The sequence below is a fragment of the Streptomyces sp. NPDC014676 genome (assembly GCF_043084105.1).
In the GTDB taxonomy this organism is placed as follows: Bacteria; Actinomycetota; Actinomycetes; order Streptomycetales; family Streptomycetaceae; genus Streptomyces.
In genome coordinates this window covers 47463-71648 of sequence record NZ_JBIBZI010000017.1, presented here as the reverse complement: position 1 = coordinate 71648, position 24186 = coordinate 47463, and the positions used below count along the sequence as shown (strand labels likewise).

The following is a 24186-nucleotide window of genomic DNA, read 5'->3' as shown; positions in this document are numbered from 1 at the left end:
AAGGGGGACGGCCGTCCCGTACGGCCGTCCCCGCCGAACCGCCCATCTGGACCCATGACCGCGAGAGCAGAGGTGGCCGCGCTGGCGGCCCGCACGGAGCCGTACCTGATCGGCGTACGGCACCACAGTCCCGCACTGGCCGTCGCCGTGCCCCGGCTGCTGGACGCCGCGGGCGCCGAGGCCGTCTGTGTCGAACTGCCGGCCGACTTCCAGCCCTGGCTGCCGTATCTCTCCGATCCGCGCACCACGGCGCCGGTGGCCCTGGCCGGCGCGTACGAGGACGGACGGCTGCGCCTGTACCCCCTCGCCGACTTCTCCCCGGAACTGGCGGCGATCCGCTGGGCGCGGGACCGGGGCGCGGAGGTGGTCTGCTGCGACCTGCCCCTCACGGCACCGGAGTGGACGACCGGCCCGGCGGCGACCGGCCCGGCGGCGACCGGCCCGGAAGCGGCCGGGGCGGACGTGGACGACCTGTGGGACCGCACCGTGGAAGTGCTCGCACCCGGCAGCGCTCCCGACGCCGTGCGCCGCGCCGCCCTCGGCTTCGGCCTGGCCGTGCGCCGGGACCGGGCGGCCCGCGGCGGCATCGCGGCCGTCGACCTCGCCCGGGAGGCACATATGCGCCGGGCCGTCGCCGCGGCCGGGGCCGGCAAACGCCGGGTCGCGGCGGTGACCGGCGCCTTCCACGCGCCCGGACTGACCGACGAGGGCGGGGACACGGCCCCGGAGGAGGCGGCCGACGCGGGCTCCCCGGTCGTCACCTCCCTCGTGCCGTACGCCTTCGCCCTGCTGGACCCCCGCTCCGGATACCCGGTCGGCATCCGCGACCCGCGCTGGCAGCAGGCGGTGTTCGACGCCGGTGGCGATCCCGGCCGGACACGCGACGCCGCCGCGCGCGTCGTCACCGAACTGTGCCGGGAGATCCGCGCGGCCGGCCACACCGCGGGCACCGGCGAGGCGATCGAAACCCTGCGGCTGGCCTGCGACCTCGGCACCCTGCGCGGTCTTCCGGCGCCCGGCCGCAGCGAACTCCTGGAGGCGGTGACGTCCGTACTGGGCCAGGGCGGACCACCACCCGGCCGGGTCCTGGAGACGGTGCTGGTCGGCACGGACCGCGGCCGGCTCGCCCCCGGCACACCCCGGTCCGGTCTCGGGCCCTGGGTGGAGGCGGAGCTCGCCTCGCTCCGGCTGCCGGGGCCGGGCAGCACCGGAAGCCGGGAGGTCCGGCTCTCGCCGCTGCGCTCCGCCCTCGACGCCCGGCGCGAGATCCTGCTCCAGCGGCTCAAGGAGTGCGGGGTGGGCTACGCGGAGCCGGTCGAGGTGTCCGCCGCGGGGGAGGGGATCACCCTCACCACACGCTGGCGGGCGGCCTGGACCCCGTCGGTCGCGGCCCGGCTCGACCTGGTGGGCGTCCGAGGGGTCACCACCGCCCAGGCGGCCGAGGGCACCCTGCGCGCGCACCACCACCGGGCGACGGAGTCCGGCGGAGTCACCCCGGCGCGGGTCGTCGACCTGCTGGGAGCAGCGGCCCGGTGCGCCCTGCCGGAGCTGGTCGGCGACTGCCTCACGCAGGCCGCACGGGTCCTGCCCGCGGCGGCCACGCTTCCCGAACTGCTGCGGTGCATGGACCTGGTGGAGGCGATACGCCGGGAGCACCTGCCCGGAACCACCGGGCGGACACGCCTCCGGGCGGCGGCGCTCCACGACCTCCTGCTGGAAGCCGCCGTCCGCACCCTGCCCGGGCTGGCCGGCAGCGACGGGACGGAGGACGCCGCCGCCCTCGTGACCCTGGCCGTCCGCAGCGGTGAGGAACGGCTCGGACTGCGCCTGGACGGAGAGTTGTACGCGCTCGCGCGCACCGGTTCCCCGCTCGTCCAGGGAGCGGCCCTGGCCGCCCGGGTCCTGCTCGACCTCGACAGCTCGGAGCTGCTGGGCAGGAGACTCGCCGGCTGGATCGACTCGGCGACGGCACCGGACACCCGGCACCGGCTGGAGCGCCGGCTCACCGGTCTGCTCGTCGCCGCCGGACCGCTGATCGCGTCCCTGCCCGCCTCCCTCGACCCGCTGCTGGAGCGCGTCGAGACCCTGGACGACCGGGGCTTCCTCGACCGGCTTCCCGCGCTGCGCGGCGGTTTCCGGGCGCTCACCCCGGACGGACGCGGGCGACTGCTGGCGGCCGTGACCGGCCGGCTCGGCGCCCGGCCCGACCTCCGGCTCACCGCGCCCGCCGAGACGGCCGGCCGGTGGGCCGGGGCGGACGACGAGGGGCTCGCCCTGCTGAACGAACTGGGCCTGGCGGACCTGGTGAACCCTCCGCCCACGGACGGTCTTGCCTCGGGTGGTCCGGCTCTGGACGGTCTTGCCTCGGGCGGTCTTGCCCTGGACGGTTCGACCCCGGACGGTCCTGCCCCGGAGGCCCTCGTCCCGGACGGGCGGACGTCTTCGGCGGGCGGCCGGCGGCCCGCCCAGGGCACGGAGCCCGATGCCTCACGCCTCGGCCCCGCCGACCGCTGGCGGCTGCTGCTCGGCCGCGACACGGCGAAACTCCCCCCGGAGCTGGTGCCGTACGCCCGGGCCCTGGACGAGCTGTTCGGAGCGGAGGGGCCGACCGGGGACGAGGGCACGGACGGCGGCGCGGAGGAGGCGGGGGAGGCGGTCCCGGGCCGCGGCGGTGACACGGACGAGCTCACCGCGGGCCAGGGCCCGGGCTACCCCAGCGTCCGGCACTGGGCCGAGGACCTCGAAGCGCTCTTCGGCCCGGACATCCGGGAGGAGGTCCTGGGACGCGCCGCGGTCAAGGGGCGTACGGACGTGATCGACCACCTCGACCCGGACGCGGTACGCCCTTCCGTGGAGCTGCTGTCCGCCGTGCTGTCGCTCGCCAGGGGAATGCCCGAACAGCGGATCGCCCGCCTCCGTCCCCTGGTCAGACGGCTGGTCGAGGAACTCACCCGGGAACTCGCCGGCCGGCTGCGCCCCGCACTGACCGGCCTCACCACCCCGCGCCCCTCCCGGCGCCCCGGCGGCCGGCTCGACCTGCCCCGTACCCTGCGGGCCAACCTCGTCCACAGCCGACGCCTGGAGGACGGCACCGTCCGGATCGTCCCCGAACGGCCGGTCTTCAGGACCCGCGCCGCCCGGCAGAGCGACTGGCGGCTGATCCTCGTCGTCGACGTGTCCGCGTCCATGGAGTCCTCGGTCGTCTGGTCGGCGCTGACCGCCGCCGTGCTCGGCGGCGCGCCCATGCTCTCCGCCCACTTCCTCACCTTCAGCACGCGGGTCGTCGACCTCACCGACCGGATCGACGACCCGCTCTCCCTGCTGCTCGAGGTGAGGGTCGGCGGCGGCACGCACATCGCGGCCGGTCTCGCGCACGCCCGCACCCTGGTGACGGTGCCGAACCGCACCCTGATGGTGGTCGTCAGCGACTTCGAGGAGGGCGGCGCGGTCGACGGTCTGCTGACCGAGGTCGAGTCCCTGGTCTCCTCCGGCGTCCACCTTCTGGGCTGCGCCGCCCTGAACGGCGACGGAGCCCCCCGCTACTCGGTACCGGTCGCACGGCGACTCGTCGCGGCCGGAATGCCGGTGGCCGCCCTCAGCCCCCTCTCGCTCGCCCGCTGGGTGGGCGAGCGCGTCCGCGGGGCGACCCGATGAGCCCCTCCCTCCCGCCCGTCGCACCGGAGGTGTTCGCCTCCGCGGTGGAGCACCTCACCACACGGCTCCGCGGCAGACTGGACGCGGCCGTCGAGGCCCTGGCCGGCACACCGGTCACCACCGAGGACGGCGCCGTCCGCGTCCGCTGCGGCGAGGACGCCCGGGTGACCCTGACCCCCGGCCCGTCCGGCACCGTCACCGAACCCGGCCAGGCCCACTGCACCTGCCTCCTGGCCCCACGCTGCCTGCACCTGGCGGCGGTCCTGGGCGCCTGCCCGGTCGCCGACGCGACGCCTGCGGCCGACGCGGACGGCCCGGCGGACCGGGCCCGTCGCGCGGATACGGACCGGACGCCGGCTCCGGACCCGGCCGCCGATACGACGCCCGCGGCCGACGCGGACCGTCCGGCGGCTCCGGTCCGGTCCGCCGGGCGGGGCAGGGGCGCGGGTCCGGGACAGGGCCCTGTCGAGGCCGGCGGCCCGCACGGGGCGCCGGGCCAGGGCCGGGGCGCCGGTGACGGCCGTCGTACCGGCCCGGACCGCCCGGCCGGCACCGGCCGTCCCGTTGACGACGGCCGCCGGGCCGCCCCCGGCCGTCCCGGCGCCGAGAAGGAGCCACCTGCCGGTTCGGGACGCCGGTCCGCCCCTGTCCCCTCCGCCGACCGGACACGGGCGGCCTCCGGGCTCTGGACGGCGGCGGCGGCCGTGCTGTCCGCCGGAACCGCCGGGGCCGGAGCGGTCCTTCAGGCGGAGTTGCTGCGCGCCGCCCACACCGCCCGCCTCGCGGGTCTCCACCGTGCGGAGGCCGCCGCCCTGGACGTCGTACGCCACCTGCGCGACGAGCGTGACCCGTACGGTCCCCGCGCCCTCACCGCACTGGTCGACGCCCTGCGCGAACTCCTCCTCGTCACCCACCGGTTGAGGTCCGCCGACCCCGACCCGGCGCTCATCGGCGCCGTCCGCCCCCACCACCGCCCCGACGGACCGCTGCGGCTGTACGGCGTCTGCCGCGAACCGGTGATCGGGCCGGGCGGCCTCGGCGGGGTGGTCACCCACCTCGTCGACGACGAGGGCCACGGGTACACGCTCCCCGACGTCAAGCCCGGCGGCCCCGCCCGCGCCCGCCGGGCCGGCACCGCCCACGTCGCCCTCCGGTCCTTCCTGAGCGACCACTTCCGGGTGTCGCGCGGCGGCCTGATCGTCACCGGAGCGGTCGTCGCCCCGGACGGCCGCCTGCTGCCCGAACCGGGCGTCCGCGCCGCCTTCGCCGCCGGACGGCCCTGGCCCCCGCCGGACCCGGACCCCGACGGAGCCGGGCCCACCGGGCCACTGATCCTCCGCGACGTGGAGATCGCCGCCACCGACGGCGAGGACCTCCTGGTCCGCGTACTGCCGGGGAGGGCGGGCGGACCGGTCCGGCTGGCCCCCGCGCACCGTCATCCCGCTCTCGCCCACACCGCGAACCTGCGACGCCTGGGCGGGCACCCCGGGCTGCGGATCCGGGTCGTCGGACGCCTCGACCCCGACCGGGTCACCACCCTCCGCCCGCTCGCCGTCGCCCCGGTCCCCGGCACGGGGGCGACCCTGCGCCTGCCGGACGACTGGCAGGGCCGCGCCGACCTCGGCTACGACCACCTCCGGGACGACCACTTCCCGGCGGACCCGCCCTCCCCGCCCGAACCGGCCCCCGCCGGTCCCGTGGACGACTCACCGCTCTGGCGCGTCCGCCGGCTGGTCGAACTGGCCGTCGCCGGGGGACGCCGGGCCGCCGCCGAATCCGCGCGCGGCGACGACCTGCGCGGCCACGCCGCCGTCCTGCGCCGCGACGGGTTCGTCACCGGCGCGGCCCTGGCCGCCGCGCTCGGCGCGGTGGCCGCCGACCGCACCCGTGACGCGTTCGGCCGCCTCGACGAGGGCGACCCCGACCGGTACACGGCCCAGTGGCTCGCCACGGCCGTGTACCTCACCGGCACCGAGGCGGCGCTGCGCCGGGACAACTGGCTCGGCCACGCACCGGGTCCGTCCGGGTCCGCACGGTGACCGGTGCGGTGCACGGCGCGTCGCCGCACCTCACGTACCGACGACCTTCACGTCCGCGCCACGGCGCCCTTCCCCGATGTTCGCTGCTCCTGGAACACTCCTTTCGCGCGCACCCCCTCAGCATCCCGCACCGCACGAGAGGCCCTCGTCCATGCCCGAAGTCAACCGGCGTCGATTCCTCCAACTCGCGGGCGCCACCACGGCGTTCAGCGCGCTGTCCGCGAGCATCGAGCGGGCCGCCGCGCTCCCGGCCAACCACCGTTCGGGGTCGATCGAGGACGTCGAGCACATCGTCGTCCTGATGCAGGAGAACCGCTCCTTCGACCACTACTTCGGCAGGCTGCGCGGCGTCCGGGGCTTCGGCGACCCGCACCCGGTGACCCTGGACGGCGGCAGGTCGGTGTGGCACCAGACCAAGGCCGACGGCACGGAGGTCCTGCCCTTCCACCCGGAGGCCGACGACCTCGGCATGCAGTTCCTGGAGGGGCTGCCGCACAGCTGGCCCGACGGCCAGGAGGCCTACAACAACGGCAAGTACGACCGCTGGCTGCCCGCCAAGGGCACCACCACCATGGCGTACCTGACCCGCGAGGACATCCCCTTCCACTACGCGCTCGCCGACACCTTCACCGTCTGCGACGCCTACCACTGCTCCTTCATCGGCTCCACCGACCCCAACCGCTACTACATGTGGTCGGGCCACACCGGCAACGACGGCGAGGGCGGCGGCCCGGTCCTCGGCAACGACGAACTCGGCTACGACTGGACGACGTACCCCGAGCGCCTGGAGGAGGCCGGGATCTCCTGGAAGATCTACCAGGACATCGGCGACGGCCTGGACGCGGCCGGCCACTGGGGCTGGATCTCCGACGCCTACCGCGGCAACTACGGCGACAACTCCCTGCTGTACTTCAACAAGTACCGGAACGCCGAGCCGGGCGACCCCCTGTACGACAAGGCCCGCACCGGCACCGACGTCAAGAACGGCGAGGGCTACTTCGACCGGCTGCGCGCCGACGTCAAGGCCGGCCGGCTGCCGCAGATCTCCTGGATCGCCGCCCCCGAGGCCTTCTCCGAGCACTCCAACTGGCCGTCCAACTACGGCGCCTGGTACATCTCCCAGGTCCTGGACGCGCTCACCTCCAACCCGGCCGTCTGGGCGAAGACCGCCCTGTTCATCACGTACGACGAGAACGACGGCTTCTTCGACCACGTGGTGCCGCCGCTGCCGCCGAAGTCGGCCGCGCAGGGCCGGTCCACCGTCGACGTCTCCCTGGACGTCTTCGAGGGCAGCACGGCCCACCGCGAGGGCTTCTACGGGCTCGGCCCGCGCGTGCCGATGCTGGTCGTCTCACCGTGGAGCAAGGGCGGATACGTCTGCTCGGAGACGTTCGACCACACCTCGGTCATCCGGTTCATGGAGCGCCGCTTCGGCGTGCGCGAGCCGGGCATCTCGCCGTGGCGGCGGGCGATCTGCGGCGACCTGACCTCCGCCTTCGACTTCTCCCGCAAGGACAGCCGGCCGGCCCGCCTGCCGGACACCGACGCCTACGAGCCGCAGGACCGCGACCGTCACCCCGACTACCGGCCCACGCCCCCGGCCGACGCCGGCATGCCCCGCCAGGAGCGCGGGCTGCGCCCGGCCCGCCCGCTGAAGTACGCCCCGGCGGTGGACGGTTCCGCCGACCCGGCGACCGGGAGGTTCACGCTCACCTTCGCCTCCGGTGCCCGGGCGGGCGCCGCCTTCCTGGTCACGTCCGGCAACCGCGCCGACGGCCCCTGGACCTACACGACCGAGGCCGGCAAGGAGATCTCGGACACCTGGAACTCCGCGTACTCCGGGGGCTCGTACGACCTGACCGTGCACGGCCCGAACGGGTTCCTCCGTGTCTTCCGCGGCCCGAACGGGACCGCCGGCTGCGAGGTCACCGCCCGCCACACCGGCGACGACGTCCGGCTGACGTTCGTCAACGAGGGCTCCGGCACGGCCCGGCTGCGGCTGGCCGACGGATACGGGGGCCGCCCCGTGACCGTCACCGTCCGCCCCGGCGCCACCGTGCACCGCACCGTCGGCCTGCGTTCGAGCCACCGCTGGTACGACCTGACGGTCACCTCCGCGACCGAGCCGGCGTACCTTCGCCGCTTCGTGGGGCACGTCGAGAACGGCCGGCCGGGCGTCAGCGACCCGGCGATCGCCACGGACTGACCGCCGGCCCGCCGGACGGGCCGGGGGGCGTGTCTCAGGCCGCGCTGTCCCGGAGCCGGTGGTCCGTCACCGCCGGCCCCGTCTCCGGGAGCGGCGCACCGATGACCCGGCGGTCCTCCGCGGGAAGCCGGGCCGCCGGAACCGCGGCCAACGGGGCGAGCGGCTCCGGGACCGCCGGGGCCGCCGTGGGCCGGGGCGTCGCCCTGCTCAGCAGCAGCACGCCCCAGGAGGCGAGCCCCGCGCCGGTCAGGGCGAGCAGGACGCCCGCCGGGCCGTCGCGGAGGCGTTCGCCCAGGAGGGAGAGGCCGATCACCGCGGCCGCCAGCGGGTTCGTCAGGGTGACCACCGCGAGCGGGGCGCCCAGGCCGCCCCGGTAGGCGGTCTGCGACAGCAGCAGCCCGCCGGCCGCGAAGGCGGCCACCAGCAGCGCCACCACGGCCACCTGGACGCCGGGCAGCGGACCGGACCGGTCCGTCACCGCGACCGTCACGGTCTGGGTGAGCGCCGAGGCCACCCCGGAGGCGATGCCCGACGCGGTCGCGTGCCGCAGACCGGGCCGGGACCCCGGCCACGCCAGCAGGCCGATCAGCGACGCCGTACCGCCCGCGACGACCAGCGCCTCGGGTACGCCCAGCACGTCGTCGGGAGCCGGCCCGGACGCCGTCACCAGCACCGCCGCCAGACCGGCGAGGGTGAGCGCCGTACCCCGCCACTCGACCGCGCTCACCGGCCGCCCCGCGAGCCGCGCCCCCAGGGGCACCGCCGCGACCAGGGTGAGGGCGCCGAGCGGCTGGACCACGGTGAGCGGGCCGTACGTGAGCGCCACCACGTGGAGCAGCGCGGCCGAGGCGTTCAGCGCGACCGCCCACCACCAGGCGCCGTCGGCCAGCAGCCGCAGCGTGCCGGTGCCGGAGGACCGGGAGGCCAGCCGTTCCTGGGCCACCGCCGCGGCGGCGTAGGCGACGGCGGAGACGAGGGACAGCAGGACGGCGACGACGACGGCGCTCACCGGCCCGCCCCCGCGAGCGCCCGGCCCCGCGCCGGCACAGGACGGGCCGGTGTCCGTCCCGCCTCCGTCGCCGTGTGCCGCGGCAGGCGCAGCACCGCGAGCGCGAGGCCCAGCAGCACCGCCGCCGCGAGCGCGTCCAGCCAGAAGTGGTTCGCCGTCCCCACGATCACCAGCAGCGTCACCAGCGGGTGCAGCAGCCACAGCCACCGCCACCACGCGCGCGTGGCGACGACCAGGCCGACCGCCACCATCAGCGCCCACCCGAAGTGCAGCGAGGGCATCGCCGCGAACTGGTTCGAGAGCCGGTCGGCCTCCGGCGGGCCGTACACCGACGGCCCGTACACCCGGGCGGTGTCCACCAGGCCCGTGGCGGCGAGCATCCGCGGCGGGGCGAGCGGGAACGTCAGGTGCAGCACCAGCGCGGCGGCGGTGACCGCCGCCAGGATCCGGCGGGCCCAGACGTAGTGGACCGGGCGGCGCAGGTAGAGCCAGACCAGGAAGGCCGCGGTGGCCGGGAAGTGGACGACCGCGTAGTAGGTGTTCGCGAGGTGCGCGAGCCCCTCGCCGTGCAGCAGCGGGGACTGCACCGCGCCCTCGCCGGGCAGACGGAGCGCGCGCTCCAGGTCCCACACCCCGCGGCCGTTGCGGTACGCCTCGCCGGTGTGGCCGGTCGCCAGTCGCCGGCCGAGCTTGTAGACGAGGAAGAGCCCCGCCACCAGCAGGAGTTCACGGACGAGCGGCGGACGCGCCGGCGTGTCGGACCCCGCGGGTCCAGGCTCCTTGCGGCCATTCATCCCCCGGCCCTTTCTGTCGTGGTGCAGACGGTGCGCGCGGGTACCGACTCTCATCGATACGGGGTCGTACCGATACGCCAGTGTACCGATACGGTCGCGTACCGGTACACTGGCGTATCGATGACGTACGCCTCACTCGAAGGAGCAAGGAGCCGAGCGATGACGTCGCAGGACGCGGACCGACCCGGGCCGGCCGGAACCTCGCGCCGCTCCAAGATCACCCCGGAGCGCGAGCGGGAGTTCTTCGACGCCGTGCTGGACCAGATCCGCGCGTGCGGCTACGACGCCGTGAGCATGGAGGGCGTCGCCGCCAGCACGCGGTGCAGCAAGTCCACGTTGTACCGGCAGTGGCGGACCAAACCGCAGTTCGTCGCCGCCGCCCTGCGCTCCAGCCGGCAGACGCGGTTCGCCCGCATCGACACCGGCACCCTCGCCGGGGACCTGCGCGAGGCGGCGCGGTGCGCGGGGGAGTGGTCGCCGAAGGACACCACGCTGCTCCAGGCGCTCGGGCACGCGGTCCTCCAGGACCGGGAACTGGCGCAGGCGCTGCGCGAGGCACTGGTCGACCCGGAGATCGGCGCGCTGGAGGAGATCCTGCGGCGCGGCGTCGAGCGCGGGGAGGTCGACGCCGGGAACCCGGCGCTGGAGTACGTCCCGGCGCAGCTCTTCGGCGTGCTGCGGGTCCGGCCCACGCTGGAGGGCCGCAACGCGGACGCGGACTATCTGCTCCGGTTCGTCGAGGCCGCCGTCCTGCCGGCCCTCGGCCTCGCATGAGACGCAGGCCGCCGTCGACGGGATGACCGTACGGCGGCCTGACCGCGCCGCACCGTGGGGACGGGGGCGGCGCCCACCCCGGCCGGGTGGGACACCCTCGTGAGCGGAGGGGTGCCCCACCCGGCCGTCAGGGACGACAGGTGTCAGACGTCCTGCCCGTTGCCGCCGCCCGACGACACCTCGATGCCCTCGGTGATCTCGTCGAGGACGGACTGCTTCTGGTCGGTGTCCACCCCGAAGCGGACCACGACGATCTGCTGCGGCCGCGCGGGGGACGGGAAGGCCAGCGACTGGACGAACCCGTCGGAGCCCTTGCTCGTGACCGCCTTCCAGCGCACCAGATAGCCCTTCTGCCCGGCCACGGTCACGGCCTTGGACGCGAGGACGTCGTGCGAGGTGATCTTCCCGTAGGCCTCACCGCCGTAGCTCTCCTCGGCGTTGGCGGAGATGTCCGCCTTGGCGACCTCCTCGGCGGTGGCGCCCTTGGTGCCGAACGCCAGGGCCGGTGCCGAGTACGCCCCGCCCTTGGTGCAGGTCTTGGAGGTGTCGCCGGGACAGTCGTACGAGCTCTCCGACGTCACCGAGGCGCCCACATCCGACTCCTGGCCGTACCAGCCGTCCGGGATGGGCAGACTGATCCCGCTCAGCGCGTCGGTCACCGAACCGCTCTCGATCCGCGGCGCCTCGGACCCGTCCGGTGACGGCTCCTCACCGCCGGAACCGCCGGAACCACCCGAACCCCCGGAACCACCGGAGTCCCCGCCCGACCCCCCGTCCCGCCCGTCCGGGTCGCCGAACGGCCCGCCGTCCCGTCCGCCCGGCCCCTGCGAGGCCGTGGTGCCGCCGCCCCCGCCGTCGTCCGTCAGCGCGTACACCCCCACACCGATGCTCGCCAGGACGGCGACGGCCGCCGCCACGGCTATCCCGTTCCGCACCCGCCGGCCCCGTCCGGGCGGCGCCGGAGCGGGATACACCGGGTAGGCCGGATACGCCGGCCCGCCCGCGCCGCCCGGCGCCGGGGGACCCCAGGCGGCGGCCGGCCCCACTGGACGGACCTGCTCCGTCCAGGCCTTGCCGTCCCACCAGCGCTCGGTGGCCGGCCCCTCATTCGTCTGCCCGGGGTCGGGGTACCACCCGGGAGGAGTCACCTGCGTCATGCCCCTACCGTATGAGGCCTCGGTGAAAGCCGGATGAGAGGGCCCCGTCACACCTCCGCCGCGCCCGCCCCGGAGATTGTCATCTCCCCACCCCTTGACGGGAGTTGACCATCAGGACGCCTGGTGAGGGACGGAACGCGTCGACCCGGCGGGGCCGTGTCACCCGTCACGGCAACACGTGGCCCGAGCGGGCACCACCGCGGCGGCGGGGGGACTACGCTCAAGGTCTGTACGTCATTCGGGCGACTCGGGGAGGTAGCGGGATGACGGAGGTACGGCCCCCGGCCGCCACCTCGGCCGGCCTGTGGGAGCGCGACGAGGAAGTCGCCGCCATCACACGGGCCGTCGACACCCTGTGCGCGGACCGCTCCTCACCGGGCGGCCTGCTGGTGCTCCGGGGCGAGGCCGGACTCGGCAAGACCGCGCTGCTCGCCGAGACCCGCCGCATCGCCGAACGGCGCGGCTGCACCGTGTGGTCGGCCCGCGGCGGCGAGACCCTGCGCACCGTCCCCTTCAACGTCGTGCGCCGGCTCCTCCAGCCCGCACTGGTGTCGATGCTGCCGGAGGAGGCCCGCGAGTACCTCGGCGACTGGTACGACATCGCCGGCCCCGCCCTCGGCATAGCCGACCCCGGCGAGGGGCACGCCGACCCGCAGGGCGTGTGCGAGGGACTGGTCGCCGCCGTGCGCCGGCTGGCCCGCCGGGACTGGCCGCTGGTCCTGCTGATCGACGACGCGCACTGGGCCGACCAGGAGACCCTGCGCTGGCTCGCCGCCTTCGCCGAACGCCTGGCGGACCTGTCCGTCCTCGTCGTGGTCGCCCGCCGGTCCGGCGAGGTCTCCGGAGCCGGCGCCCGGTACCTGGACGCCGTCGCCGACGCGGCCGGCCACCCCGTCACCACCCTCAGCGTCCTCACCCCGGAGGCCGCGGCCGGACTCACCCGCGCCACCCTGGGCGAGAACGCCGACGCGGCGTTCTGCCGCGAGGTGTGGGCCGTCACCGGCGGCAACCCCTACGAGACCGTCGAACTCCTCGCCAAGGTGCGGGACAGCGAGCTGGAACCGGTCGAGGCGCACGCCGGCGAACTGCGCGAGCTCAACCGCTCCGCACGCGGCGGCGGCCTCGTCGCCCGGCTGGAGGAACTCGGCATAGACGCCACCCGGTTCGCCTGGGCCGCCGCCATCCTCGGCAACGACATCACCGTCGACCTGGTGGCCCGGCTCGCCACCCTGGACGTCGACGACGCCGCCCGCTGCGCCGAACTCCTGCGCAGCGCCCGCATCCTCACCGCCCCCGACCCGTCCGCCACGGGCCGCACCGCCCCCGCCGGCCTCGAGTTCGTCCACCCCCTGATCGCCACCGCCGTCTACAACTCCATCCCCGACGCGCTGCGCCGCGCCATGCACGGCATCGCCGCCCGGATCGTCACCGACTCCGGACGCGGTGCCGCCGCGGCCGCCCGTCACCTCCTCGAAGTGCACCCGGACGACGACGCGGAACTCGTCTGGCAACTGCGCGAGGCCGCCCGCGAACACCTCGCCGTCGGCGCCCCGGACGCCGCCCGCCGCTGCCTGGAACGCGCCCTGGAGGAACCGCCCCGCCCCGAGGTCCACGCACACGTCCTCTACGAACTGGGCTGCGCCACCTTCCTCACCGCGCCCGCCCGCACCATCGGCCACCTGCGGGCCGCCCTCGGCATGCCCGGCCTCGACGGCGACCGGCGGGTGGACGCCGTGGTCCGCCTCTCCCAGGCGCTGCTCCACAACGACCAGCTGGAGGAGGCCGTCCGCACGGTCGAGGCGGAGGCCGCCCGGCTCGAACCCGGCCCCGCGCAACTGCGGCTGCGGACCGTGCAGTTCATGTGGGAGGGCATCCACGCCGGTGAGGCCGTCTCCCCCGGCCGCTCCGAGCGGCTGGCCGAACTCGCCGCCACCTGCACCGGCCGGGACAACTCCGAACGCGCGCTGCTCATCGTGCGCGGCTTCGACGCCATGATGCGCGGCGAGAACGCCGAGGAGATCGTGGAGATCTGCGACCGCGCCCTCGTCAACGGCCGCCTCGCCCCCGGCCTCGGCTGGACCGACTCCGAGTGGGGCGTCGAGCTGCTGCTGATGCTGGCCTACGCCTACGCCTACACCGACCGCCTCGACCGCGCCGAGAGCCTCTACCACGAGGCCCTGCACGCCTACGACACGGCCGGCTGGAGCGGCGGCCACCTGGCCCTGGCCCACGCCTACGTGGGACTCGGGCACCGCAGGCGGGGCCGGCTGGAGGCGGCGGAGGCGGAACTGCGCGAGTCCCTGCGCCTGGCCGAACGCGTCGGCCGCGGACTGCCCCTGTACTGGACGGCCACCTGCAACCTCGTCGACACCCTGCTCGCCCGCGGTCACGTCGACGAGGCCTGGGCGGTGGCCGAACAGCACGACTTCGCACCGCCCTACCCGTCCACCATCGTGCTGCCCGACCCGCGCTCCGTGCGCGGCCGGCTGCTGCTCGCCGTCGGCCGCGTCCAGGAGGGCGTCAACGAACTGGAGGAGGCCCAGAAGGCGGCGGCCGCGCGCGGCCACCACAATCCGGTGCACGTCTTCTGGGCCGCCGACCTCGCCCGCGCCCTCGCCACCGAGGACCCGGCCCGGGCCGCCCGGCTCGCCCTCGACGTACGTCGGCAGGCCGAACGCTTCGGCACGGACACCGCCATAGGGGAGGCCCTGCGCGTCGCCGCCGCCCTGGAGACCGGCCAGCGCGCGGTCCGCCTCGCCGCCCAGGCGGTCACCTACCTGGAGTCCTCCCCCTGCCAGTACGAACACGCCGCGGCCCGCGTCGAGTACGGCATCCTCGCCCGTTCCGTCCCCGACCTCGAACGCGGCCTCGCCCTGGCCCGCTCCTGCGGCGCGGACGGCCTGGCGGAGCGGGCCGGACAGGAGCTCGGGGCGGGCGTGGGACCACGCCAGGGGGTGTCGTCCGGGCCGGGCCGGCTCCGGTGAGCGGTGCCAGGGCCCGCGACGCTGGCAGGATCCGGACGCACCCCCGGGGGACGCCCCCGGTCAGTCCTCCTCCGCCAGCACCCGCCGGGCCGTCGCGAACGCCGAGTTCGCCGCCGGGACCCCGCAGTACACGGCCGTCTGGAGCAGCACCGCCCCGATCTCCTCGGGGGTGAGCCCGTTGCGGCGCGCCGCGCGGACGTGCAGGGCGAGCTCGTCGTCGTGGCCGTGCGCGACCAGCGCCGTGAGCGTGATCATGCTGCGTTCGCGGCGGGTGAGGGTCGGATCGGTCCAGATCTCGCCCCAGGCGTAGCGCGAGATGAAGTCCTGGAAGCGTGCCGTGAACGGTGTCTGCCCGGCCTGCGCCCGGTCCACGTGCGCGTCGCCCAGCACCTCCCGGCGCACCTCCATACCGCGCCGGGCGGGCCCGTCGAAGTGGGTCCGCAACGCGGTCAGCACCGCCTCCGGGCGCTGGGCCGGCGCCAGGTGCGAGGCACCGGGGAGCTCCACGAGCGTGGCGTCCGGCACCGCGTCCGCGATCTCCCGCAGATGCCCGGGCGGTGTCGCCGGGTCCTCCCGGCCGGCCACCAGCAGCGTCGGCACGGACACCTCCGCCAGCCGGTCCCGCAGATCGAACGCGGCCAGCGCGTCGCAGCAGGCGGCGTACGCCTCCGGGTCGGCCTCCCGGTGGTCCCGGACCAGCCGCGGCACGGTGAACCCGGGCGTGAACCACCGGGCGTCCGCGCCCTCCGCGAGCCCGGCGAGTCCTTCGCTCCGCACCCGCGCCGCCCGCTCCTCCCACGGCCTGGCGCCGTTGAAGTGCGCCGAGGAGCAGATCACGGCCAGCGAGGACAGCCGGTCCGGACGGTGCACGGCCAGGTGCAGCCCCACCGCGCCGCCCAGCGAGACGCCCGCGTACGCGAACCGTTCGATGCCGAGCGCGTCGGCGAGCGCGAGCACCAGACCGGCGAGATCGCCGACGGTCGCTCCGGGGCCGATCAGCCCCGCCGCCGAACCGCCGTGCCCCGGCAGGTCCCAGCGGACCACCCGGTGCGCGGCCGACAGTTCGGGCGCCACCTTGTCCCACAGGGCGTACGACGTGCCGAGCGAAGGGCCGAGCAGCAGCGGGGGAGCGGAGGCGGGGCCCTCCTGCGCGTGGTGGAGAAGTCGGTCGGTCAACGTCGCTCCAGGGCACGGTCGGTGAGGGCTCCGGCGGAGCCGGTGTAACGGACGGGGTCGGTCGCCCCGGTGAGGTCGACCTCCTGCAACTCGGATTCCGCGGCGAGCAGTTCGCCGAGGTCGCGGCCTTCCTCGTACGCCCGCCGGGCCAGTTCCGTCAGCAGCTCCTTCGCGCGGGCGCGGCCGAGGACCGGCGCCAGCTCGGCGGAGAGCCGCTCGGAGACGATCAACCCGTGGGTGAGTCCGAGGTGTTCGCGCATGGTGTCCGGACGCACCCGCAGGCCTTCGGCCAGTTCGGCCGCGTCGCGGGCGGCACCGCCCACCAGGCGGAGCAGGTCCCTGAGCGGTTCCCACTCGGCGTGCCAGGCCCCGGCCGGCCGTTCGTCCTCGGCGACCAGGGAGCCGTACAGCGTGGCCGCGAGCTGCGGCGCCCGCCGGGCCGCCGCCGCGATCAGTGTCGAGCGCACCGGATTGGCCTTGTGCGGCATGGCGGACGAGCCGCCGCCGCTGCCCTCGCCGGCCTCCGCGACCTCCGTACGGGAGAGGGTGAGGACATCTGCCGCGAGCTTGCCCAGGGCGCCGGCCGCGAAGGCGAGGCAGCCGGCGAGGTCGGCGACCGGCGTGCGGAGCGTGTGCCAGGGCAACGGCGGTTCCGCGAGGCCCAGTTCACGGGCGTACGCACCCGGCAGCGCGGTCGGGTCCTCGGCGCCGTACGCGGAGAAGGCCGCCAGCGTCCCGGCCGCGCCGCCGAGCTGGGCGGGCAGCGAGCCGCGTACCGCCGTCACCCGGTCCCGCGCGTCCAGCACCAGCGACCGCCACCCGGCCGCCTTCAGCCCGAACGTCGTCGGTACGGCGTGCTGGGTGAGGGTGCGGCCCGGCATCGGGGTGTCGCGGTGCCCGGCGGCCAGTCGGGCCAGGGCCCGTCCGCAGCGGTCGAGGTCGGTGAGGACCGGGCCCAGGGCGCGGTGGGCGACCAGCATCATCGCCGTGTCCATGATGTCCTGGCTGGTCGCCCCCCGGTGCACGTACGGGCCGTACTCCTCGCCCACCGCCCGGGTCAGCTCCGCGACCAGCGGGATCACCGGATTCCCGCCGCCGCGCGCCCGCCCGGCGAGGGACGCGACGTCGAACCGGCCGGGCTCGGCCGCCTCCGTCACCGCCGTCGCCGCCCGGGCGGGGGCGAGCCCCAGGGCGGCCTGGGCGCGGCTCAGCGCGGCCTCCGCGTCGAGCAGCGCCCGCAGGAACGCCACGTCCGCCGTCTCGGCGGCGGCCGGGGAACCGGCCCACCCGGGGGCGAGCAGACCGGTGTCGGAATCGGCTGATGTCACTGGAACTCCAGGAAGACCGTCTCGCCCTCGCCCTGAAGGCGGATGTCGAAACGGTACGTGCCGGCGCCCTCCTCGCCCGCGACCAGAGTGTCGCGGCGCGCGGTGTCGAGCCGGGACAGCAGCGGGTCCGCCGCCAGCGCCGCCGCGTCGCCCGGCAGGTAGATCCGGGTGAACAGGTGCACCAGCAGACCCCGCGCGAACACGCACACACTGAGGTACGGTGCGTTCCCCCCGCGCGCTCCGGGGCGCAGCGTACGGGCGTACCAGTGGCCGTTCGCGTCGGTCTGTATCCGGCCGAAGCCGGTGAACTCCACGCCGTTGCGGCCGAGGAAGCCGCCGCTCGCCGGGTCCCGCCGCATCGAACCGTCCGCCGTCGGCACGTTTCCGTCGGGGTCCGGTCCCCACAGCTCCAGCAGCGCGTCCGGCAGCGGCCGGCCCTCGCCGTCGTACACGTACCCGTGCACGGTGACGGTGTCGGGGTGGCCGAGCGGCGCGATGTCCTCACCGCCGGGGAAGGGCAGCGCGTGGCCGTAGAAGGGGCCCACCGTGTGCGACGGGGTGGGCAGCACGGTCTCCGGACGCGTGGTGTCGATCTTCGTCATGGCGGGTCAGCGCCCCTCTTCCATCCAGGTGGCCCGCGGTCCGTCGAGCACGATGTCCCAGTGGTAGCCCATCGAGAACTCCGGCACCGACAGGTCGTGGTCGTACGTCGCGATCAGCCGCTGCCGTGCGGCGTCGTCGGTCACCGACTGGATGATCGGGTCGTACGGGAAGAGCGGATCGCCGGGGAAGTACATCTGCGTCACCAGCCGCTGGGTGAACGCCGAGCCGAAGACGGAGAAATGGATGTGGGCGGGCCGCCAGGCGTTGAGGTGCTGGCGCCACGGGTAGGGGCCCGGCTGGACGGTGGTGAAGTGGTAGCGGCCCTCGTCGTCGCTGAGGGTGCGGCCCACGCCGGTGAAGTTCGGGTCCAGCGGGGCGTCGTGCTGCTCGCGCTGGTGGGCGTACCGGCCGGCCGAGTTGGCCTGCCAGATCTCCACGAGCTGACCGCGCACCGGCCGCCCGTCGCGGTCCAGCAGCCGGCCGGAGACGGTGATGCGCTCACCGACGGGCTCGCCGGTGTGCTGCCGGGTGAGGTCGTTGTCGGTCCCGGTGATGTCCCGCTCCCCGAACGCGGGGGAGGACAGCTCCACCAGCTCGGGGTCCTGGGCGACGTCGATGGCGATGAGGGGCTGCTTCGGGTGGCGCAGCACCGAGGAGCGGTACGGCGCGTAGTCGCGGCGCGGGTGGTGCTCGACGGGGGCCCCGTCGGCGACCCGCTTCCCGTACGCGGCGTGCTCGGCCGCTATCTCGGCGTCGATGTCGGCTTGAGTGAGTACGTCGGTCACGACAGGCCCTCCCCGAGGGTGAGTTCGGCTCCGGTCTTGGCGGTGATCTCCCGGGCGGATACGCCGGGAGCGGTTTCGACGAGGACGAGTCCGCCGTCGGTGACGTCGAGGACGCCGAGGTCGGTGATGATCCGGTCCACGCACTCCTTGCCGGTCAGCGGCAGCGAGCACTCCGTCACGATCTTCGGCGAGCCGTCCTTCGCGGTGTGGGTCATCACCACGATCACCGTGCGGGCGCCGTGCACCAGGTCCATCGCGCCGCCGATACCGGTGACGAGCTTGCCGGGTACCGCCCAGTTGGCCAGGTCACCGCGGACGGACACCTGCATGGCGCCGAGGACGGCGACGTCGATGTGCCCGCCGCGGATCATCGAGAACGACAGCGCCGAGTCGAAGAAGGAGGCGCCCGGAAGGACCGTGACGGTCTCCTTCCCGGCGTTGATCAGGTCGGGATCGACGGCGTCCTCAGTGGGATAGGGGCCAGTGCCCAGGATGCCGTTCTCGCTCTCCAGCACCACCTCGACACCGGCCGGGAGGTGGTTGGGGATCAGCGTGGGCAGGCCGATGCCGAGGTTGACGTACTGGCCGTCGCTCAGTTCCCGGGCCGCCCGCGCGGCCATCTCTTCCCGTGTCCAGGCCATCAGCCGCTCACCGTCCGCCGCTCGATCCTCTTGTCCGCCGCCTGCTCGGGCGTGAGGGCGACCACCCGCTGCACGAAGACGCCCGGCACGTGCACCGCGTCCGGGTCGAGGGCGCCGGGCTCGACCAGCTCCTCCACCTCCGCGACCGTCACCCGGCCCGCCATCGCGGCCAGGGGGTTGAAGTTGCGGGCGGACTTGTTGAACACGAGGTTGCCGTGCCGGTCGCCCCTCGCCGCCCGCACCAGCGCGAAGTCGGTGCGGATGCCGCGCTCCAGCACGTACTGGACGCCGTCGAACTCCCGGACTTCCTTGGGCGGCGAGGCGAGGGCCACCCCGCCGGAGCCGTCGTAGCGCCACGGCAGCCCGCCCTCGGCGACCTGCGTGCCCACTCCGGCCGGGGTGTAGAACGCCGGGATGCCGGCGCCCCCGGCGCGCAGCCTCTCGGCGAGCGTGCCCTGGGGGATCAGCTCCACCTCCAGCTCACCGGCCAGGTACTGCCGGGCGAACTCCTTGTTCGCGCCGATGTAGGAACCGGTCACCCGGGCGATCCGGCCCGCCGCCAGCAGCACCGCGAGCCCGGACTCCATCGCCCCGCAGTTGTTCGAGACGACCGACAGCCCGTCGGTCCCCCGCTCGTACAGCGCCTGGATCAGTACGTTCGGCACGCCGCTGAGGCCGAAGCCGCCCACCGCCAGTGACGCGCCGTCCGGCACGTCAGCCACCGCCTCCGCAGCCGAGGCGACCACCTTGTCCATCCGAGAAACCCCGTCCCTTCCGGGCGACCCGCGACCATTTAGTCAGCGCACTGAGTATTTACACGAGGCGCCTTCCCTGTCCAGTACTCTTCTGCTGCCCACTGAAAATCAGTGCACCGATGAAACGACCGGGGGAGCGCACATGGCCGCCGTGGACCTCACCACCCATCCCGGGCACCTCGCCCGGCGGCTCCAGCAGGCGCACCACCTGCTGTGGAACACGATGGTCTCCGAGGAGATCACCTCGCCGCAGTTCGCGGTCCTCAACGCGCTCGTCGCCGAGCCGGGCCTGGACCAGCGCACCGTGGGGGAGCGGGTCGGCCTCGACCGGTCCACCATCGCCGAGGTGATCGGCCGGCTCATCCGGCGCGGGCTGCTGGACAAGGTCCGCGATCCGCAGGACGGCCGCCGCTTCCTGCTGCGCCTCACCGACGACGGCGTGCGCACCCACCGCAGGCTGACGGTGCGCACCGCGCGGATGAACCAGGTCTTCCTGGCCCCGCTCGACGCCGGCGAGCAGGCGCTCTTCATCGGCCTGATCCGGCGGGTGGCCGACGCGGCCGAGGGACTGCGCGACCCGGCCCCCGCCCCGGCCGCACCGCGCTGAGGCTCAGGGCGTCTTCGCGTGCACCACCCGCACCTGCCCGCGCGCGAAGTCCATCGCCTCCCCGGAGCCGGTGCGGAACGAGGTGCCGTCCTCGGCGGCTTCCGCCGACCGGCTCGGCGGTCGGCGGTTCGGCACCCGGCCGCTCGGGTACCCGGACGCCCACCGCACGAGCGACACACCGGCCACCACGGAGGGAGCGGGCGGCGATGAGGGCACTGACCTGGCAGGGAAAGCGGGACGTGAGGGTGGAGAACGTGCCCGATCCCCGGATCGAGGAGCCGACGGACGCGATCATCCGCGTCACCTCCACCGGACTGTGCGGATCCGATCTGCACCTGTACGAAGTCCTCACCCCGTTCATGACCCCGGGCGACATCCTCGGACACGAGCCGATGGGCATCGTCGAGGAGGTCGGCGCGGCGGTGCCCGACCTCCAGGCCGGCGACCGGGTCGTGGTGCCGTTCCAGATCGCCTGCGGCAACTGCTGGATGTGCCTCACCGGACTGCCCACCCAGTGCGAGACCACCCAGGTCGACGCCGAGGGCATGGGCGCGGCCCTCTTCGGCTACACCCGGCTGTACGGCGCGGTACCGGGCGCCCAGGCCGAGTACCTGCGGGTCCCGCAGGCCCAGTACGGTCCGATCAAGGTCCCCGAGGGGCCGTCCGACGACCGGTTCGTCTACCTCTCCGACGTCCTGCCCACCGCCTGGCAGGCGGTCGAGTACGCCGGTGTCCCGCAGGGCGGCAGCGTCGCCGTGCTCGGACTCGGCCCCATCGGCGACATGGCCTGCCGGGTCGCCCAGGTCAAGGGCGCCGGGCAGGTGTTCGGCGTGGACCTGGTCCCGGAGCGGCTGAACCGGGCGAAGGAACGGGGCGTGGAGACCTTCGACCTGCGCTCCTTCGACGACGAGAAGGAACTCGTCACCGCGATCCGCGACCGGACCGACGGTCGCGGACCCGACGCCGTGATCGACGCCGTCGGCACCGAGGCGCACGGCAGCGCGGCGGCCCGCATGGTGCAGAACGCCTCGGCGCTGCTGCCCCGCAAACTCAGCGGCCCCATGGCGGAACGCTTCAGCGTCGACCGGCTCGCCGCCCTGCACACCGCGATCGAACTGGTGCGGCGCGGCGGCACGATCTCGATCAGCGGCGTCTACGGCGGCATGGCCGACCCGATGCCCATGCTCACCCTGTTCGACAAGCAGATCCAGATGCGCATGGGCCAGGCGAACGTACGCCGCTGGAGCGACGAGATCATCCCCTACCTCACCGACGAGGACCCGCTGGGTGTCGACGACTTCGCCACCCACCGCGTGCCGCTCGCCGAGGGCCCGGACGCCTACGCGATGTTCCAGGACAAGCGCGACGGCGCGGTCAAGGTGCTGATGCGGCCCTGACCCACGGCCCGCCGTGACGGGCCGGGAAGCCGAAACCCCCGGCTTCCCGGCCCGTCACGAACCGTGGGGACTACAGCTCCTTGATCCGGACGTCCCGGTAGGAGACGACGTCCGTCGTGCCGTGCACCTGCAGCCCGATGTAACCGGAGGCGAACCGCCGCCCGTCCGTGCCCGGGTCGTCCGAGCGCGGCGGGGTGAACTCCCGGCCGCCGGTGTTGTCGAACTCGTTGATCAGCACACCGTTGCGGTAGACCGAGTAGTGCTGGTCCACCACCCGGATCTCGTAGTCGTTCCAGGTGCCCTTCTGCGTCACGCCCGCGCCGGCCAGGCCGACCCGGTCGAAGCCGTAGACCGAGCCCGTCTTGTACATGTCGCCGGTGGGCGAGTCGAACACCTGGATCTCGTGCCCGAACTTGATGGCGGCCCACTCCGGCCGGGGCTCCTCCGGGTGGTCGTGGATCTGCGGGAACCGCACGAACACACCGGAGTTGGCGTTGCCGGTGCCCGGGGCGTCGTCACGCCACTGGAGCTTCAGCGAGAAGTCGCCGTACGTGCGCTCGGGGAACCACAGCATGCCGAGCCCGCCCCGGGTGGTGCCGGAGGTGATCGACCCGTCCGGGTTCAGCGCGAACGAACCACCGCCCACCTGCTCCCACTGGGCGAACGACTCCGCGCTGCCGTCCAGGATCTTTCGGTAGCCCTCGTTCTGGCCGGGCTTGCCGATGCCGGACTGCCGGGCCGCCTTGTTGATCGCCCGGTACTCCCGCTGGTCGACGACCCCTTCCTTCTCGAGCCTGTCCAGCACGCTCTTCACGTGCTTCAGGAACAGCGCCTGGGAGGTCCACTCCTTCTCGTCCTCGATCAGCTCGCCGATCCGGCACCGGTTGTTGGTGACCCGGTTCGGCACGCCCGAGTCGACCGTGCCGACGATCACCGTCAACCGCTCGTCGTACTCGGGGCAGTTGGGCGCGGGCACCCCGCCGTCCGCCACGACCGTGAAGCTCACCGTGAGCGGCTCGGAGGTGTTGCCGGCGTTGTCGCTCGCCCGGTACGCGACCGTGTGCCGGCCCGCCCGGTCCACGACCACGGGCCCGGTGTACGCCAGGTAGGGCCCGCCGTCGAGCGAGTACTCGATGCCGGCGACACCGGAACCCCCGTGCCCGTCGTCGGCGCTGACGGTCACGGTGGCGTCACCGACGTAGGCGCCGTCGGAGTTCTTGGTGCCCGCCACGGTCACACCGGTCGCCGGCGGGGTGGTGTCCTGCGGGGGAGCGGCGACGACCGTGAACTCCACGTTCTTCTCCGCCGCGGTGTTGCCCGCCTTGTCGGTGGCGCGGTAGCGCACGGTGTGCGTGCCGACCTCGTGCACCATCACCGGACCGGTGTACGCCCGCCAGGCGCCGTCGGCGCCGATCGCGTACTCGATGGTGTTGACGCCGGTGCCGGTGTCCGACGCGGTGACGGTGACCGTCGCCATGTCGATGTAGTCCCCGCTGTCGTTCTTCTCACCGGCCACCGTCGCCGAGGTCTCCGGCGGGGTGGTGTCGTCCGTCTGCGGGGCGACGACGGTGAACCCGACGCTCTGCTCGGCCGACACGTTGCCCGCCTTGTCCAGGGCGCGGTAGCGCACCGTGTGCGTGCCGATCCGGTCCACGACGACCGGGGCGGTGTACGGCTGCCAGGCGCCGTCGGCACCGATCGCGTACTCGATCCGCTCCACGCCGGAGTCCGCGTCGGTGGCCTCGACGGTCACGCTCGCCGAACCGACGTACTCGCCGTCGGCGTTCTGCGAGCCGGTCACCTTCGCCGTGGCCTCGGGCGCCGTGGTGTCCTCACCGCCGCCGCCCTCGGTCACCGTCAGGATGCCCTGCATCTCGCCGTGGCCGGGGATGGTGCAGTGGTAGAAGTAGCGGCCCGGAGTGAGCGTGACCTCCGCGGTGTACTTGCCGCCCTGGGCGTCGTTCGGATTGGCCATGATGTTCAGCTGGACGTCGTTGTTGAACTCCGGGTCGGAGGTCACGAACGTCAGCGTGTGCGGCATCCCGGTGGTGTTGCCGGTCGCCGCGCTGTTCTCGAACACGATGGTCGCCGGACCGGCCACCGCGGTCGTCGGCGCGGACGTGTACGCGGTGATGCCGTCACCGGCGGTCCAGGTGAGCACCTGCTCCGCCGCTTCGGCGTCGGTGGACCCGGTCTCGCCGGCCGCGGAGGCCGTCTGCAGGCCGAGCACCATGAGCAGGGCGGCCAGCAGGCCGGCCCACATTCTCCGTTGCCGTG

Annotated in this window: 18 protein-coding genes; 7 read left to right on the top strand and 11 right to left on the bottom strand. The window is 74.6% G+C overall.

Annotated elements, in window-relative coordinates:
* Positions 1 to 54: 54 nt before the first annotated feature.
* From ACF1DX_RS33520 to ACF1DX_RS33510, 3 genes are all read left to right on the top strand, one after another.
* Positions 55 to 3654 (top strand): DUF5682 family protein, encoded by a 3600-nt coding sequence (locus ACF1DX_RS33520; protein WP_391794930.1) that lies wholly within the window; start codon positions 55 to 57, stop codon positions 3652 to 3654.
* Positions 3651 to 5693, top strand: a complete 2043-nt coding sequence (locus ACF1DX_RS33515; RefSeq protein ID WP_391794929.1) for a hypothetical protein — start codon at positions 3651 to 3653, stop codon at positions 5691 to 5693. Before ACF1DX_RS33520 ends, ACF1DX_RS33515 begins: the two co-directional genes overlap by 4 nt.
* A 151-nt stretch (positions 5694 to 5844) precedes the next feature.
* Positions 5845 to 7899 (top strand): phosphocholine-specific phospholipase C, encoded by a 2055-nt coding sequence (locus ACF1DX_RS33510; RefSeq protein ID WP_391794928.1) that lies wholly within the window; start codon positions 5845 to 5847, stop codon positions 7897 to 7899.
* A gap of 34 nt (positions 7900 to 7933) precedes the next feature.
* On the opposite strand, the gene ACF1DX_RS33505 is transcribed toward ACF1DX_RS33510, so the two are convergent.
* Positions 7934 to 8908, bottom strand: coding sequence for a hypothetical protein (locus ACF1DX_RS33505; RefSeq protein ID WP_391794927.1), 975 nt, complete (start codon positions 8906 to 8908; stop codon positions 7934 to 7936).
* Positions 8905 to 9702 (bottom strand): phosphatase PAP2 family protein, encoded by a 798-nt coding sequence (locus ACF1DX_RS33500; protein WP_391794926.1) that lies wholly within the window; start codon positions 9700 to 9702, stop codon positions 8905 to 8907. The genes ACF1DX_RS33505 and ACF1DX_RS33500 overlap by 4 nt, the downstream gene beginning before the upstream one ends.
* Positions 9703 to 9861: 159 nt before the next feature.
* On the opposite strand from ACF1DX_RS33500, the gene ACF1DX_RS33495 reads away from it, so the two are divergent.
* Positions 9862 to 10476 carry a TetR/AcrR family transcriptional regulator C-terminal ligand-binding domain-containing protein gene (locus tag ACF1DX_RS33495; protein WP_391794925.1) on the top strand — a complete coding sequence of 205 codons (615 nt, stop codon included), beginning with the start codon at positions 9862 to 9864 and terminating at the stop codon, positions 10474 to 10476.
* 143 nt (positions 10477 to 10619) lie between these two features.
* Here ACF1DX_RS33495 and ACF1DX_RS33490 read toward each other — a convergent pair whose 3' ends face one another.
* The gene (locus tag ACF1DX_RS33490; protein WP_391794924.1) at positions 10620 to 11633 is read right to left on the bottom strand and encodes a DUF2510 domain-containing protein; all 1014 of its coding nucleotides are present in this window, start codon (positions 11631 to 11633) and stop codon (positions 10620 to 10622) included.
* A 263-nt stretch (positions 11634 to 11896) separates the two neighbouring features.
* Between ACF1DX_RS33490 and ACF1DX_RS33485 the strand changes: the two genes are divergently transcribed.
* Entirely contained in the window at positions 11897 to 14617 is a 2721-nt protein-coding gene (locus ACF1DX_RS33485; RefSeq protein WP_391794923.1) for an ATP-binding protein, read from the top strand.
* A 60-nt stretch (positions 14618 to 14677) separates the two neighbouring features.
* On the opposite strand, the gene pcaD is transcribed toward ACF1DX_RS33485, so the two are convergent.
* The 6 genes from pcaD to ACF1DX_RS33455 are packed head-to-tail and all read right to left on the bottom strand — an operon-like array spanning position 14678 to position 19905.
* Positions 14678 to 15793 (bottom strand): 3-oxoadipate enol-lactonase, encoded by a 1116-nt coding sequence (gene pcaD, locus ACF1DX_RS33480; protein WP_391794922.1) that lies wholly within the window; start codon positions 15791 to 15793, stop codon positions 14678 to 14680.
* Complete coding sequence (gene pcaB / locus ACF1DX_RS33475) at positions 15790 to 17121, bottom strand: 3-carboxy-cis,cis-muconate cycloisomerase (protein ID WP_391794921.1); 1332 nt, start codon at positions 17119 to 17121, stop codon at positions 15790 to 15792. Before pcaB ends, pcaD begins: the two co-directional genes overlap by 4 nt.
* The gene (pcaG, locus tag ACF1DX_RS33470; protein ID WP_391794920.1) at positions 17118 to 17723 is read right to left on the bottom strand and encodes a protocatechuate 3,4-dioxygenase subunit alpha; all 606 of its coding nucleotides are present in this window, start codon (positions 17721 to 17723) and stop codon (positions 17118 to 17120) included. The genes pcaB and pcaG overlap by 4 nt, the downstream gene beginning before the upstream one ends.
* 6 nt (positions 17724 to 17729) lie before the next feature.
* Complete coding sequence (gene pcaH / locus ACF1DX_RS33465; protein WP_391794919.1) at positions 17730 to 18509, bottom strand: protocatechuate 3,4-dioxygenase subunit beta; 780 nt, start codon at positions 18507 to 18509, stop codon at positions 17730 to 17732.
* On the bottom strand, positions 18506 to 19150 hold the full coding sequence (locus ACF1DX_RS33460) for a CoA transferase subunit B (protein ID WP_391794918.1): 645 nt from the start codon (positions 19148 to 19150) through the stop codon (positions 18506 to 18508). Before ACF1DX_RS33460 ends, pcaH begins: the two co-directional genes overlap by 4 nt.
* Positions 19150 to 19905: a CoA transferase subunit A gene (locus ACF1DX_RS33455; protein ID WP_391794917.1), complete on the bottom strand. Its 756-nt coding sequence runs from the start codon at positions 19903 to 19905 to the stop codon at positions 19150 to 19152. Before ACF1DX_RS33455 ends, ACF1DX_RS33460 begins: the two co-directional genes overlap by 1 nt.
* 142 nt (positions 19906 to 20047) lie before the next feature.
* Between ACF1DX_RS33455 and ACF1DX_RS33450 the strand changes: the two genes are divergently transcribed.
* The gene (locus ACF1DX_RS33450) at positions 20048 to 20512 is read left to right on the top strand and encodes a MarR family winged helix-turn-helix transcriptional regulator (protein WP_030855894.1); all 465 of its coding nucleotides are present in this window, start codon (positions 20048 to 20050) and stop codon (positions 20510 to 20512) included.
* 3 nt (positions 20513 to 20515) lie between these two features.
* Here ACF1DX_RS33450 and ACF1DX_RS33445 read toward each other — a convergent pair whose 3' ends face one another.
* Complete coding sequence (locus ACF1DX_RS33445; RefSeq protein ID WP_391794916.1) at positions 20516 to 20689, bottom strand: hypothetical protein; 174 nt, start codon at positions 20687 to 20689, stop codon at positions 20516 to 20518.
* Between the two features lie 29 nt (positions 20690 to 20718).
* Between ACF1DX_RS33445 and ACF1DX_RS33440 the strand changes: the two genes are divergently transcribed.
* Positions 20719 to 21909 (top strand): zinc-dependent alcohol dehydrogenase, encoded by a 1191-nt coding sequence (locus ACF1DX_RS33440; RefSeq protein WP_391794915.1) that lies wholly within the window; start codon positions 20719 to 20721, stop codon positions 21907 to 21909.
* A gap of 70 nt (positions 21910 to 21979) precedes the next feature.
* Here the strand turns inward: ACF1DX_RS33440 and ACF1DX_RS33435 are convergent, their stop codons facing one another.
* The gene (locus ACF1DX_RS33435; protein WP_391795018.1) at positions 21980 to 24172 is read right to left on the bottom strand and encodes an OmpL47-type beta-barrel domain-containing protein; all 2193 of its coding nucleotides are present in this window, start codon (positions 24170 to 24172) and stop codon (positions 21980 to 21982) included.
* Between the last annotated feature and the right edge of the window lie 14 nt (positions 24173 to 24186).

Excerpts from the sequence above, each read along its gene's own strand:
- ACF1DX_RS33520 (WP_391794930.1), top strand. The coding sequence starts at position 55 with ATGACCGCGAGAGCAGAGGTGGCCGCGCTGGCGGCCCGCACGGAGCCG.
- ACF1DX_RS33490 (WP_391794924.1), bottom strand. The coding sequence starts at position 11,633 with ATGACGCAGGTGACTCCTCCCGGGTGGTACCCCGACCCCGGGCAGACG.
- ACF1DX_RS33455 (WP_391794917.1), bottom strand. The coding sequence starts at position 19,905 with ATGGACAAGGTGGTCGCCTCGGCTGCGGAGGCGGTGGCTGACGTGCCG.
- ACF1DX_RS33495 (WP_391794925.1), top strand. The coding sequence starts at position 9,862 with ATGACGTCGCAGGACGCGGACCGACCCGGGCCGGCCGGAACCTCGCGC.
- ACF1DX_RS33460 (WP_391794918.1), bottom strand. The coding sequence starts at position 19,150 with ATGGCCTGGACACGGGAAGAGATGGCCGCGCGGGCGGCCCGGGAACTG.
- ACF1DX_RS33435 (WP_391795018.1), bottom strand. The coding sequence starts at position 24,172 with ATGTGGGCCGGCCTGCTGGCCGCCCTGCTCATGGTGCTCGGCCTGCAG.
- pcaG (WP_391794920.1), bottom strand. The coding sequence starts at position 17,723 with ATGACGAAGATCGACACCACGCGTCCGGAGACCGTGCTGCCCACCCCG.
- ACF1DX_RS33515 (WP_391794929.1), top strand. The coding sequence starts at position 3,651 with ATGAGCCCCTCCCTCCCGCCCGTCGCACCGGAGGTGTTCGCCTCCGCG.
- ACF1DX_RS33500 (WP_391794926.1), bottom strand. The coding sequence starts at position 9,702 with ATGAATGGCCGCAAGGAGCCTGGACCCGCGGGGTCCGACACGCCGGCG.
- ACF1DX_RS33450 (WP_030855894.1), top strand. The coding sequence starts at position 20,048 with ATGGCCGCCGTGGACCTCACCACCCATCCCGGGCACCTCGCCCGGCGG.
- ACF1DX_RS33510 (WP_391794928.1), top strand. The coding sequence starts at position 5,845 with ATGCCCGAAGTCAACCGGCGTCGATTCCTCCAACTCGCGGGCGCCACC.
- ACF1DX_RS33485 (WP_391794923.1), top strand. The coding sequence starts at position 11,897 with ATGACGGAGGTACGGCCCCCGGCCGCCACCTCGGCCGGCCTGTGGGAG.
- ACF1DX_RS33440 (WP_391794915.1), top strand. The coding sequence starts at position 20,719 with ATGAGGGCACTGACCTGGCAGGGAAAGCGGGACGTGAGGGTGGAGAAC.